We start from the raw sequence: 12,272 nt of genomic DNA on the forward strand, positions 1-12,272 counted from the left end.
CATCAGAGCTACCCGCCAAGGCGGGTCAAGCGCCTTGGCAGATTCAGTTGGTCGGAAGGCTCGCGGAGGGAAATGAATCCGCAGCCCTTAGTCAGTCATGTACTTGGGGGAACGGGGACCGTACAGAATCCCGGGGGACCGTCCTGCAGACAGCAGTCGTCCTGCGGCAAGTCCGGCGATCGGGTACGCCGCGTCCTCCTGAACACCGCTGACGATCTGCTTTACCGCTGCAGCGATCAGTAGACCAACCAGGCCCCCGCTGTTCTGATTGTTGCCCTCTTCACTGGACGCCCTGGCTGTTCCGGTCCAGAGTGCGGCACCAGTGTTGAGATCCACCAGCTTCGCGCTGGCGGTGACAGCCGTCTCACTACTGATCAGTTTGTAGCTGGTGCCGTACTCCTTCACCGTGATGTACAAGGCGGCATCCGCACCGAATATCTTCCTGAGCTTTTTCGGCGCGACCTGATGAATGTCCCCGGGAGCAGTGACCCCGTTCTGGCGAAAGGTTTCATCCACCAGCGCGACGGGCATCACGTAATACCCCGCTTCCGCCAGAGGTAAGGTCACCTGCGAGAACAAACCATAGGTCGCTTGCACATCAGGCGACTCGTTCATTGGAGGCAGCACGATGATCGAGCGGGGCCGACTTTCCTTGAACGCCGAGTAGTCGACGGTTTTCACCTCCGCACACCCTGCGAACACCCCGACTACCACCAAGTAAACCAGTCCTTTCAGCAGGCGAGCCATCATGGCCTGTCTCCTTGCTTCGCATTCTTCAGCAAAAAGTCCATATAGGCGGCAGACTCCGGAAACAGAGCCTTCTCCGTCTCGAACTGCTGCACCATCTGATCATCCCGACCGATGCCCGAATACAGCAGTCCCAAATGGGCGTGATATCCAGGAGGAACCACCCCGCCCTTGGCCCGGATTTTCTGGAGATCACGCTCCAAGGCTTCAACTTGCGCTTCCCTGGATTCACCCCTGAAATACTCGCGAACCTGCGACTGATAAGTCTCCCACTGGTACAAAGGTTTCGTGCTCGTGCACCCCACGAGGCCAAGACTGCCCGTCAGCATCGTGACGGCGAGAAACCCTCTCCCGAATTTCGTATTCATGTCTGGCTCTCCCTTCCCTACCGCCTCGCCGGTGCCCAGGCGCCGGAATCTATTGCGTTCACCAAGGCTTCAACAGCTTCCCGTATAGCCAGATCGAGCACCTTTCCATTCAAGGTCGAGTCATAGCTGGCCGTACCACCGAAACCGACGACCTCACGATTCGACAAGGCGTATTCACCCGCTCCCTGGGTCGAGTAGACGACCTCCGACGTGGAAACGTCGACGATGTTCAGGTTGACCTTTGCGTATGCCACCTGCGACTTGCCACGCCCCAGGATGCCGAACAATTGGCGATCCCCGACCTCCTTGCGGCCAAACTCGGTTACATCCCCGGTCACCACGTAACTGGCCCCCTTGAGTCGCTGGGTTTCCCCCTTGATGGAGGATTCAAAGCGACTTTCCGTCAGGTTGTCCCGATCTAGGACATTGAAACGGCTGGACTGATGCAGATGCGTGATAAGAATCGTCTTCGCTTGCCCACCCAGGCGATCGACGCCGTCGGAGAAAATTCCGCGCATGTAACTCGAACGATTATCGAACTTGCCTACGGAGATTGGCGTATGTGGGCCTGCAGATGGCCTGTTGAAGCTTTCAACACGCTGCACGAGCAATGATCTGGAAGTTTCCGTTGCACACCCGGCCAATGCGACAAGCACCAACGAACCTACGCCTAACAATATTTTTCTTGCATACATCCGCACCCTGCTCCTCCTGCTTCCATAAATATCTAGCGCGACATGGAGACTCCAACCACCAGCGCGAGGTCGATTCAGTCTCGTCGATTGATTTCCTAGACCCAGGCAACCGACTGGCCGACTGATCTAGAGATACTTGGCGCACTGAAAAGTTGGTGAATTTTGCACGAACCAGGACTCAATAAGTTCCCTTACGCGCAAGGAATATTCCTGCAAGCTTGTAGGATCAAGAGACCAGCCCAGTAGACAACTTAGCGCAGGGAAAACAAAAAAGAACAAAAAAGGGGACAACAAAAAAGGGGACCAAAAAAGGGGACAGATTTATTTTCCCTACTCTAATTTCGGCCGTCCCTGCTTGCGCCGTTCAATCCGTACACCCGCAATACGCTCAACTTCATCCACAAAGCGGCTGCTCCCCGTCAGTTGACCGCGTTGAATGGCCTCTCGAATCAGGCTCAGTTCCTCGGTGGGCACCGCCTGCCTGACGAACTCGGCATACCGGCGGCGCCGTTCGTCATCACTAGTACCGAGCGCTTGGAAACACGGGTCGTCGTCCAACCAGTTCTGCTCGGCTGCAACCCCAATACGCAGGGCGTAGCTGGACCAGGGATAATCCCCTGCCTCAGCCACCATGCACGCCCGCACGGGGTTCAGTTCGATATAGCGACTACAGGCCAACAAGTAGGCATCGGACTGCACGATGCTCGACTTGAAGCGGCTTTCCCACAGGGTGCCGGAACGGCCTTCCAGGCGATTGCGGTAGCGCGTTGCGCGAGCCGCCAAGGTCTTCATCAACTGGCTAAGCCCGCCCAGTGAATCATCCGGGGCCAATAGCAGATGCACATGGTTGGTCATCAGGCAGTACGCATAGACCTTGACGCCGAAGGCATCCTTCAACTCGCGCAGGTCAGCCAGGTAACGCTCGAAATCAGCCGCCTCGGCAAACACGACCTGCCGGTCATGGCCACGCTGGACGATGTGATGCGGATAGTTTGGCAACAAGACTCGCCCGACCCTGGGCATGACTCCTCCCTCCATGACGACCTATAACCTGCTCTCTCTTCCCGAGGAATTAGAGTAGGAAAAATAAATCTGTCCCCTTTTCCGCTTTTCCGTCGTCCCCTTTTCCGTCCCTATGGATAACTAGGGCCTGCTCTCTTCCCAAGGAATTAGAGTATGAAGAATAAATCTGTCCCCTTTTCGCCGCTAAATTGAGCCCGCCCTGATTGATAGCGCTTTCTGCGCCGGCGCTACCTTTCACACTAACAAAACTAAGCCTGAGCTAAAGAATATAACCTATCTCTCTCTTCAGGAGCATCCAGCCGATCAAAATCCCTAACAAATTCCTCTAGCTCAGCACGCATTTCAAGATGGAATCTCCATAGCGCGGTGGCACCGGAATTTTGGATAAACTCCAATCCAATTAAGATATCCTCTGAGTTTTCGCGCTCCTGCCCTCTCATATCAGAAATTAGTCTTTTTAATAAATCTGAAAAATAGCCTTCGCATTCAGGAGAAAAAAGCTCCCTGTACATACCGGGCTCGTTACGGGCGAAATCTTCTGAAAACTCTAGCTCTCCATCCGTATAGTCAATATAGGACTCCAAAGCAGAAGATCGCCTTCCGCCCCGGAGCAAAAATAAATAATAAACAATCCTAACAATAGTTTTACACACTTACAATTTACCTCAATGGCTGCAAATGCCAAACTTCCTTGGTGGCTGGATTGTAAATCATCTCCATTGCCTCATTCGTGTACCGGAAGAAGCCGTTCTTTCTATCTGGAGTTACAGATGTAGCTGTTTTTAGCACCTCATCTGCCTGAACGAAGGGAGCACCGCGACCAGTGGACCATAGACGATTGTAGTAATACTCGGAAAACTTAAATGGAGTGCCTTCAGCTTGGTAGAAGCCATCAATCACTTTGATTTCAGGAAGGCTACCTTTCGCACCGCCAGAGCCCAAGAATCCCTTCAAGGCCTCCAGCAGACCGCCGCTGCTCTTCAGTACAGTCTTCGCTGCGCTCGCTAGGCCAACCGCTGCGCCCGCGAGTTCGGCCGTTTCCAGCACATCCAGCCGATGCTGTTCCGACTCCGTCGGACTGAACAGTGTTTCCTTGGTGCCTGAGAATCCGTTCAGGAACTGGTTCACCAGCGCCAGCGCCTTTGGATTGACTGTCTCGATGCCTTCCCCATGGGCCGCGGTAACCTCCAGCGCATGCACTAGGTCGCTCTGGCTAATTCCTTCTGCTCCGGGAGCGCAAAGGCCTGGCCTTTGAACGCACGCCATCTGGACGCCTTGGGCAAAGCTCTCCGCGTTCTTGCGATGAAGTTCGTGGTTGTAGAGGGTCGCCTGCTGCGCCACCCACCCCGCTTTCTCCTGCGCCTTCTCATCGCCACCCGCCGCTGCGGCAACCGTGATGCCAATCAACTGCGAAGTCATGGCCAGCACGCGTTCATGGGCCTCACCGGGGAAGAGGTCCTTGCCGAAGGTGTCCACCAGCGGCAAAAAGGGGACCGGCAAAAAGGGGACAGATTTATTTTCCCTACTCTAATTTCGGCCGCCCCTGCTTGCGCCGTTCAATCCGTACACCCGCAATACGCTCAACTTCATCCACAAAGCGGCTGCTGCCCGTCAGTTGGCCACGTTGAATCGCCTCGCGAATCAGGCTCAGTTCCTCGGCCGGCACCGCTTGCCTGACGAACTCGGCATACCGGCGGCGCCGTTCGTCATCGATAGCGCCGAGCGCTTGGAAACACGGGTCGTCGTCCAGCCAGTTTTGCTCAGGTGCGTCCCCCATACGTAGGGCGTAGCTGGACCAGGGATAATCCCCTGCCGCAGCCACCATGCACGCCCGCACTGGGTTCAGTTCGATATAGCGACTACACGCCAACAAGTAGGCGTCGGATTGCACAATGCTCGACTTGAAGCGGCTTTCCCACAGGGTGCCGGAACGGCCTTCCAGGCGATTGCGGTAGCGCGTTGCGCGAGCCGCCAAGGTCTTCATCAACTGGCTAAGCCCGCTCAGCGAATCATCCGGGGCCAATAGCAGATGCACATGGTTGGTCATCAGGCAGTACGCATAGACCTTGACGCCGAAGGCATCCTTCAATTCGCGCAGGTCAGCCAAGTAACGCTCGAAATCAGCGTCCTCGGCAAACACGACCTGTCGGTTATGACCACGTTGAACGATGTGATGCGGATAGTTTGGCAACAAAACTCGCCCGACCCTGGGCATGACTCCTCCCTCCATGACGACCTATAACCTGCTCTCTCTTCCCGAGGAATTAGAGTAGGAAAAATAAATCTGTCCCCTTTTCCACACTCAAGGGGTGCGACCCGGGACGTCAGGGAAGCTTTTCATGTACAGCGACTAAAAGCCAGGCGTAGAGCGACGCCAACTTCTTCAGGGGTGCTAGTGGCTGGGATGATTACATAATCGCTTCCCCCCAGCCCTGTTCCGCCCCATCCTTCAAGCTTTTCATGGCGACTGGGGCGAATAGTCATGCTGCCTTCCTTGAGTTCGATACTGCAATTCTTCATGTCTTTAAAAAGGGCTCTTTTTGTTTTGTAGTCGTACTTTTCCATCAATTGTGAAATCCAGTCTTTATAGCGTTGCTCCGATGCGTCGAAGTCATACAACTCACTATCAAACGTAGCCTCCGGATGAATCCACACGTCTTTTCGAGGCTCCGGCAAGACAAAACGGCTTTTCGAGAGCGCATCCAGCAGTGCCTCTCCAACTGCTTGATCAGAAGCATCTGGGGCTAGTAAATGCGTAACCCCTTTATGATCGGCTTGACTCATCCGATAACCGGAATAAGTCTCTATGCAAATAAATTCTTTGTTCAGCTTGGCATTCGCCCAAGCCCTAGGAATAACATCATTCATTATTCTATCACCGTTACTTTCAATTTCACGCCCAAGCTTTCAGCATATTGTAACAAAAAAGGGGACAGATTTATTTTCCCTACTCTAATTTCGGCCGTCCCTGCTTGCGCCGTTCAATCCGTACACCCGCAATACGCTCAACTTCATCCACAAAGCGGCTGCTCCCCGTCAGTTGACCGCGTTGAATGGCCTCTCGAATCAGGCTCAGTTCCTCGGTGGGCACCGCCTGCCTGACGAACTCGGCATACCGGCGGCGCCGTTCGTCATCACTAGTACCGAGCGCTTGGAAACACGGGTCGTCGTCCAACCAGTTCTGCTCGGCTGCAACCCCAATACGCAGGGCGTAGCTGGACCAGGGATAATCCCCTGCCGCAGCCACCATGCACGCCCGCACGGGGTTCAGTTCGATATAGCGACTACAGGCCAACAAGTAGGCATCGGACTGCACGATGCTCGACTTGAAGCGGCTTTCCCACAGGGTGCCGGAACGGCCTTCCAGGCGATTGCGGTAGCGCGTTGCGCGAGCCGCCAAGGTCTTCATCAACTGGCTAAGCCCGCCCAGTGAATCATCCGGGGCCAATAGCAGATGCACATGGTTGGTCATCAGGCAGTACGCATAGACCTTGACGCCGAAGGCATCCTTCAACTCGCGCAGGTCAGCCAGGTAACGCTCGAAATCAGCGCCCTCGGCAAACACGACCTGTCGGTTATGACCACGTTGAACGATGTGATGCGGATAGTTTGGCAACAAGACTCGCCCGACCCTGGGCATGACTCCTCCCTCCATGACGACCTATAACCTGCTCTCTCTTCCCGAGGAATTAGAGTAGGAAAAATAAATCTGTCCCCTTTTCCCTAGTCCCCTTTTCCACTAGGTACTGCACGTCACCCTGGATGAATTGGTTTTCGAAGAAGGCGAACGCGGACCGTCTGATGACCTGCGCTATCAGTTCGAAGCAATTTCACGCATGCCCGAACACGAGCAGGAACTGGTGCGCGGCCTGCTCGATGCGGTGATCGTCAAGCATCAGGTGGCCGGGGCCATTGCCCGAACGGCAGGGCCAGCGGCTAAAGAAAAGGGCACGTCACAAGCAGGCAGCTAAGAAAAACTCGTGCGCTACAGCTTGTAGCACCGTTTCCCCAGTAAATTCGCGGCCTGCAGGGCAGTCTGTAGTCGCCTCTGACTACAGCCGATTTTCCGCCAAATCGCTGCAGCCCAGTAACCACGCGGCTTTGGCCGCACCGGCAAGGTGCGTATGGTGTATCGCCAAATCGCCGGGGTTTAAGGGCTGCCAGAAACCGCGAAAATCGCACCGATTTAAGGGAAAACACCGGCCAGAGGGTCAAAACCTTCGCCAGCGGCTTGACCGCTGGCAGCGGTAGCCGAGAAGTAGCAGAAAGATAGCCGCTCGATAGCAGGGAGATAGCAGCCAGATAGCACAAAAGAAGCAGTTCGGACGGCGTGCTACACAGTCGCCGTCAAGCAACTCGAAAGCAACACATCAGCAACTGAGAAAGAACAGAAAAACAACACGAGACAACAGAAAGAGAACACCTGACAACTGAAAAGCAACACCGGCGCGAGGCCGGTGTCAGGGGAGCGCTCAAGGGGTGCGACCCGGGACGTCAGGGAAGCTTTTCATGTACAGCGACTAAAAGCCAGGCGTAGAGCGACGCCAACTTCCTCGGGAGTGCTGGTGGTTGGAATAATTACATTATCAGCCTCAGATAAGCCCTTCCCACTCCAGCCTTCTAGCTTTTCATGGTGGCTCGGACCGATTATGATTTTTCCACTAAAGCTTTCAATATCACAATTTTTCATGTCTTTAAAAAGGGCTCTTTTGGTTTTGTAGCCGTACTTTTCCATCAATTGTGAAATCCAGTCTTTATAGCGTTGCTCCGATGCGTCGAAGTCATACAACTCACTATCAAACGTAGCCTCCGGATGAATCCACACATCTTTTCGAGGCTCCGGCAAGACAAAACGGCTTTTCGAGAGCGCATCCAGCAGTGCCTCTCCAACTGCTTGATCAGAAGCATCCGGGGCCAGTAAATGCGTGACCCCTTTATGATCGGCTTGACTCATCCGATAACCGGAATAAGTCTCTATGCAAATAAATTCTTTGTTCAGCTTGGCATTCGCCCAAGCCCTAGGAATAACATCATTCATTATTCGATCACCGTTACTTTCAATTTCACGCCCAAGCTTTCAGCATATTGGGTTGCTCTATTGACTTCCAGCCATTGTGCTGGGGTAGTCGCTTTGGGAATTGCCACTTGCACTTCACGCGCGGCTATTTGAGCGTTACTTAACGAAGTTCTCCCCAGTGCGTACTTATCATGAAAAAGGGGACAGATTTATTTTCTGTACTCTAATTTCTCTGAAAAAGGGGACAGATTTATTTTCTGTACTCTAATTTCTCAGTTCGTTGCGCAGCAGCCTGTCGATCCTGACCAGCCCCCTGAAGCGCTAACTACTTAGCGCCTGACCGCGCCAGATGTCCTTGCACCAACTTATTCTCACCAACAAGCCGGATCGACTAGAAAATTAGAGTAGGAAAAATAAATCTGTCACCTTTCCCTGTCACCTTTCCCTAGTCCCCTTTCCCTACTTGCTTAAGTAGCTATCCGTTCAACCACATACGTAGTGAATTTATTCGGCTCTTCTTCCAAGTGCAATCTTCTACACTTAGGGCATTGATATACTGTAATTGACCGTTCATCAATAGCCTCATAAAACTGATCAGATGACAGTCTATCCCTTTTCGCCTAAGAGCAGGAAAAATAAACCAACCCCCTTTCCAGACCTTACAAAAATGTCTCGATATCATCTAAGGCATCAGAAACTCTCCCAGCTACTGCGCCATTATCAAGATGACTTCGCAGCCTTTTCACAACATGCCCCTTATCAACAATACCGTGTTTTCTAGCCAGGTGCCCTAAGCAAGTCGCGGCAAGCCCGCTTATATCTGAATTTGGGTGCTCCAGAAAATCTAGCAACTTATTCTGTACCCAGGCAAAATCATTCTCGCAGCTTGAAATAGACACAAGTGCAAAAGAAATTTTTTCAACATCAGCGGAACCGAGTGCTTCTTCCGCATCAGCCCTGCTAATTTCCTTAACAGGCAAATATTTCACGATCAATCGCCCCTCCTGTTAATGTTTCCCTTTCTGTCCACCATACCGGCTTTCTGTAACGCCTTCTGCATATCTGGATGAAGATCTTTCCAAGATCTGACATGCCCATGGTATGTCGAGCCCAATGTCTTATCAAATACAACAAACTCATTTGTCTTGATATCAACTCCAACCCGCCGAGGGGACGACAGCTTTACTTGAATTGAATTGTCCAATACTTCTTGACCATTAGCAGGAGCCCGACTCTTAACTGGATTGTCAACCTTCCCATGATAAGGCGCTGCTTCATAGTCCAGTTTAGTAGTAGAACTAATGCCACTTCCATCTGGGGCCTTACGGCTTGGTTTCCCCGCACCAATGATCCCAGCAAGGAGCTGGACCGCATTTGCCCAGAATCCAGCACTTTCTCCATCACGGTCCTCAACTACGTGATTCGTGATGATGTTTTGCGCTGCCTGATTGCTCTCCGGGATGATCCAACCGATTGCAGTAGCAGCGCCGGTATCTCCGCTTGAGCGGACCTGATCAGCCAGAGCTTGAATCTTGGGAGCATCAGCGAATAGCTCGTTGGAAAGCTGAGCGCACCCTTTCAGATCGCGCAGGCAAAGCGAGTCGAGTTCGCGATTTCGCTGCTCATCCAGTTGAGCCCAGCGACTTTGGACCTCAAGACGGCACTCCTTGTCCGTACAAGCGGCACGCTCTTTGAGCATCTGCTCAACTTCTGCATGCTTCAGGTAGTTGAAGACCGTCGCCTGCTGCGCCACCCACCCCGCTTTCTCCTGCGCCTTCTCATCGCCACCCGCCGCTGCGGCAACCGTGATGCCAATCAACTGCGAAGTCATGGCCAGCACGCGTTCATGGGCCTCACCGGGGAAGAGGTCCTTGCCGAAGGTGTCCACCAGGGCTTCGTTGGCGCCGGCCGCCAGGGCTCCGGTTCTGAAATCACCTCCGGCAGCCTCGGCAATCAGGCCGCCGACGATGGCGTGTACGGCGACCTTGGTGGGCAGGCCGGTGCCAACCAGGCTGTTGCCCACTTTCTGGTAGATAGCCGCCGTGAGGGCATTGGCTGCCAGATCGACTGCCGCCTGGGCCAGGTTGTCCTTGAACTTGCCGCCACTGACCACCGTTTTCAGGGCGGAATTGACGGCTAGTTCAAGACCAATGCCTCCACCGGCAACCCCACCGCTTACGCCTGCCGCCACATAGTTCTTCAGGCTGTCGCTGCTGAGGGTGTCTTTCAGCGTCGCGCCCAGGTCGCCCTTGTTGTTGATTACGCTGGTGGCGCCGGTGGTGGCGACCGAGGTGATGGCGCTGGTGGCCGCGACATTGCCCCAACCCGCGGCGACGCTGGCACCCACGGCATTGGTGCCGGCGGCGGCCATGGCGGTGCCTGACCCCGCCGTCGCTCCTGCCGAGGTGCCAACAGCCGCGCTGGCCGCTCCCCAGGTCAGGTAGGTCACGAGGATGGCCACCGCCAACTGCGCCCCCACCCCCAACCCCGAATGGCTGTAGTTGAAGCTGTCGTGAACTTCCCTCACCCGCCGCCAGTCGACGTCCCCGCGCTGTTCCAGCGCCTTGATCCAGGCGAGGTTCGGATCGGCCTGGACCATGGCGTCGATGGTCTGGCTAACGGTTTGCTGGTCGATCTGCTTGAGGTCGAGCTTCAGGCCGTCCACGGCGTGGATGGCGATTTCGCCCTGGGCGAGGAGTTCGCTCTGGCGCAGCGTCTCGTCGGTGGTGCCCTTGCCCTTGGCGCTGGTCCAGGCCAGGTCGCCCTTGCTCTTCTCGTGGCTTTCCTGATGCAGGTCCTTCACCGCTTCGAAGGCGATCTCGCCGCCGCTGTCCAGGGTCAGGTCGGCGCCGGAGTCCAGCTTGGCCTTCTGGTAGCGCTGGTCGCCCTCGCTGGCCAGGGTGAGGTCGCCGCCGGTGGTGATCTCGCTGCCAACGTGGCGGATGTCGGTGACTTCATCACGCTGGGTCTTCTTGCTGCCGAAGCTGCCCTTTTTCTTCTTGTCGTAGAGGCTGGAGTCGCTGTCTTCGGCCGCCAGCAGGCTGAGGTCACGGCCGGCGTAGAGGTAGGCGTCGTCGCCGGCCTTGACCTGGCTGGCGCTGAGGGTCAGGTCACGCCCGGCGAGGGCGGTGAGGTCGCCGCCGGCTTCGATGACGCTGCCCTGCTGGCGCACGCTGTCGCGCTCGATATCGACCTTCTTGCCTTTTCCTTTGTAGTGGTACTCGTAGTGGCTTTCGTCGGCCGCCGAGGCGATGGTGAGGTCGCGGCCCGCCGCCAGTTCGAGGTCACCGCCGGCGCCCACGCGACTGGCGATCACCGCCAGATCCCGCCCGGCCTCGACCTTGAGATCACCGCCCACCTGCACCTCACTGCCATGCTGTGTGATGCTGGTTTCGCTCCAGCGCGATTTCTTGCCACGGCCTTCGGCGTGATCGATCTCGGCCACCGAGGCGATGGCCAGGTCGCGGCCGGCGCTGAGGCTGGCGTTGCCGCCGGCATTGATGTGGCTGCCGAGATTGGCGAGGTCGCGACCGGCCGAGAGGCTGAGGCTGTTGGCGGCCTCGATGCGGGCGCTGGCGTTGAGCACGCTGTCGGTCTGCCGCAGGCTGGCGCCGCCATGCTCGAGGGTACTGACACTGCGTTCGTTGACGATATCGCCGGTGAGGGCGATGGCGCTGACGTCGCGCCCGGCAATGATGCCGCCCTGGGCGTTACGGATGCTGTCGGTGGCCAGAAGGTCGAGGCGATTGCCCGCCTCCATCAGGCCGCTATTGACGAGGTTCTTGCCGGTGGCGCTGAGGTTGTCGCTGGCGCGCAGGGTGCCCTGGTTGGTGAGATCGCCGCCGCTGACCAGGTTGACGTCCCGGCCCTGGATCAGCGCGCCATTGGGTGCCAGGCGCCCCTTGGCCTGGGCCAGGTAGAGCACTGGCACCAGGACCTTCTCGCCGTTCACCACATGATGTTCCATCCAGACGATGTCGTGGGTCAGCGCCGCCACCTGGGCGGCACTCAGGCCCACACCGACGCTGAGGTTCAACGCCTGCTGGCTGGCCAGGGCGTTGTCCATCAGGTAGCGGAACATCGCCTCGTCGCTGGTCAGCCCGGCGAGGAAGCGCTGGCCGGTGCGGGCGGCGATGGCCTCGCGCATCAGGCGCTGCTCGTAGAGGCCGTCGCCGAGGCGTTTCTGTGCCTGGTCCGGGTCGTAGCCCAGGCGACCGAGCAGGTAATCGGAGCTGAGGAACTGCTTGAGGCTGGTCAGTTCGGGGTTGGTTTCGATCAGGTACTTATGGGGCCTGGACGGTGCCTGGAAGGTGGGCTGCCGCTGGATCTGCTGGACCGCCTGCCCATCCGGCGACGCTGCGTCACCGCTGGGGTCTGGCGCCTGGACCTGCCCGGGGGTCATGCCGCCACCGGCCAGGGTAC

The 12,272-nt window shown here is 56.2% G+C and carries 13 protein-coding genes and 1 pseudogene; 1 reads left to right on the plus strand and 13 read right to left on the minus strand.

Features of this window, described 5'->3' with window-relative positions:
* Positions 1–87: 87 nt before the first annotated feature.
* The 9 genes from ACFPU0_RS01155 to ACFPU0_RS01195 all read right to left on the minus strand — a co-directional run bounded on the left by ACFPU0_RS01155 (position 88) and on the right by ACFPU0_RS01195 (position 6,473).
* Positions 88–750 (minus strand): DUF799 domain-containing protein, encoded by a 663-nt coding sequence (locus ACFPU0_RS01155; RefSeq protein WP_377690962.1) that lies wholly within the window; start codon positions 748–750, stop codon positions 88–90.
* The gene (locus ACFPU0_RS01160; protein WP_377690963.1) at positions 747–1,115 is read right to left on the minus strand and encodes a DUF4810 domain-containing protein; all 369 of its coding nucleotides are present in this window, start codon (positions 1,113–1,115) and stop codon (positions 747–749) included. The genes ACFPU0_RS01155 and ACFPU0_RS01160 overlap by 4 nt, the downstream gene beginning before the upstream one ends.
* A 17-nt stretch (positions 1,116–1,132) precedes the next feature.
* A complete protein-coding gene (locus ACFPU0_RS01165) occupies positions 1,133–1,810 on the minus strand; it encodes a CsgG/HfaB family protein (protein ID WP_377690964.1) in 678 nt (225 codons plus the stop codon).
* Between the two features lie 330 nt (positions 1,811–2,140).
* Positions 2,141–2,833 (minus strand): transposase, encoded by a 693-nt coding sequence (locus ACFPU0_RS01170; protein ID WP_377690965.1) that lies wholly within the window; start codon positions 2,831–2,833, stop codon positions 2,141–2,143.
* A gap of 248 nt (positions 2,834–3,081) precedes the next feature.
* The gene (locus tag ACFPU0_RS01175; protein ID WP_377690966.1) at positions 3,082–3,486 is read right to left on the minus strand and encodes a hypothetical protein; all 405 of its coding nucleotides are present in this window, start codon (positions 3,484–3,486) and stop codon (positions 3,082–3,084) included.
* A gap of 7 nt (positions 3,487–3,493) precedes the next feature.
* Positions 3,494–4,318 (minus strand): hypothetical protein, encoded by an 825-nt coding sequence (locus ACFPU0_RS01180; RefSeq protein WP_377690967.1) that lies wholly within the window; start codon positions 4,316–4,318, stop codon positions 3,494–3,496.
* 37 nt (positions 4,319–4,355) lie between these two features.
* Positions 4,356–5,048, minus strand: coding sequence for a transposase (locus ACFPU0_RS01185; RefSeq protein ID WP_377690968.1), 693 nt, complete (start codon positions 5,046–5,048; stop codon positions 4,356–4,358).
* 122 nt (positions 5,049–5,170) lie between these two features.
* A complete protein-coding gene (locus ACFPU0_RS01190) occupies positions 5,171–5,701 on the minus strand; it encodes a contact-dependent growth inhibition system immunity protein (RefSeq protein ID WP_377690969.1) in 531 nt (176 codons plus the stop codon).
* A gap of 79 nt (positions 5,702–5,780) precedes the next feature.
* Positions 5,781–6,473, minus strand: coding sequence for a transposase (locus ACFPU0_RS01195; RefSeq protein WP_377690970.1), 693 nt, complete (start codon positions 6,471–6,473; stop codon positions 5,781–5,783).
* 127 nt (positions 6,474–6,600) lie between these two features.
* On the opposite strand from ACFPU0_RS01195, the gene ACFPU0_RS01200 reads away from it, so the two are divergent.
* A complete protein-coding gene (locus tag ACFPU0_RS01200; protein ID WP_377690971.1) occupies positions 6,601–6,804 on the plus strand; it encodes a hypothetical protein in 204 nt (67 codons plus the stop codon).
* A gap of 536 nt (positions 6,805–7,340) precedes the next feature.
* Here ACFPU0_RS01200 and ACFPU0_RS01205 read toward each other — a convergent pair.
* From ACFPU0_RS01205 to ACFPU0_RS29440, 4 genes and pseudogenes are all read right to left on the minus strand, one after another.
* Complete coding sequence (locus ACFPU0_RS01205) at positions 7,341–7,871, minus strand: contact-dependent growth inhibition system immunity protein (RefSeq protein WP_377690972.1); 531 nt, start codon at positions 7,869–7,871, stop codon at positions 7,341–7,343.
* Positions 7,871–8,059, minus strand: a complete 189-nt coding sequence (locus ACFPU0_RS01210) for a hypothetical protein (protein WP_377691331.1) — start codon at positions 8,057–8,059, stop codon at positions 7,871–7,873. The genes ACFPU0_RS01205 and ACFPU0_RS01210 overlap by 1 nt, the downstream gene beginning before the upstream one ends.
* Positions 8,060–8,509: 450 nt before the next feature.
* Positions 8,510–8,845, minus strand: a complete 336-nt coding sequence (locus ACFPU0_RS01215) for a hypothetical protein (protein WP_377690973.1) — start codon at positions 8,843–8,845, stop codon at positions 8,510–8,512.
* Positions 8,842–12,150 (minus strand): annotated as a pseudogene (locus tag ACFPU0_RS29440) (hemagglutinin repeat-containing protein); the annotation flags it as partial. The gene ACFPU0_RS01215 and the pseudogene ACFPU0_RS29440, both read right to left, overlap by 4 nt.
* Between the last annotated feature and the right edge of the window lie 122 nt (positions 12,151–12,272).

Origin of the sequence: Pseudomonas sp. GCM10022186, from assembly GCF_042656385.1 — a bacterium.
Classification (GTDB): Bacteria; Pseudomonadota; Gammaproteobacteria; order Pseudomonadales; family Pseudomonadaceae; genus Metapseudomonas.

Bases quoted from the DNA above. Each gene is read 5' to 3' on its own strand.
- ACFPU0_RS01195 (WP_377690970.1), bottom strand. From the start codon at position 6,473: ATGCCCAGGGTCGGGCGAGTCTTGTTGCCAAACTATCCGCATCACATC.
- ACFPU0_RS01160 (WP_377690963.1), bottom strand. From the start codon at position 1,115: ATGAATACGAAATTCGGGAGAGGGTTTCTCGCCGTCACGATGCTGACG.
- ACFPU0_RS01155 (WP_377690962.1), bottom strand. From the start codon at position 750: ATGATGGCTCGCCTGCTGAAAGGACTGGTTTACTTGGTGGTAGTCGGG.
- ACFPU0_RS01185 (WP_377690968.1), bottom strand. From the start codon at position 5,048: ATGCCCAGGGTCGGGCGAGTTTTGTTGCCAAACTATCCGCATCACATC.
- ACFPU0_RS01170 (WP_377690965.1), bottom strand. From the start codon at position 2,833: ATGCCCAGGGTCGGGCGAGTCTTGTTGCCAAACTATCCGCATCACATC.
- ACFPU0_RS01190 (WP_377690969.1), bottom strand. From the start codon at position 5,701: ATGAATGATGTTATTCCTAGGGCTTGGGCGAATGCCAAGCTGAACAAA.
- ACFPU0_RS01165 (WP_377690964.1), bottom strand. From the start codon at position 1,810: ATGTATGCAAGAAAAATATTGTTAGGCGTAGGTTCGTTGGTGCTTGTC.
- ACFPU0_RS01205 (WP_377690972.1), bottom strand. From the start codon at position 7,871: ATGAATGATGTTATTCCTAGGGCTTGGGCGAATGCCAAGCTGAACAAA.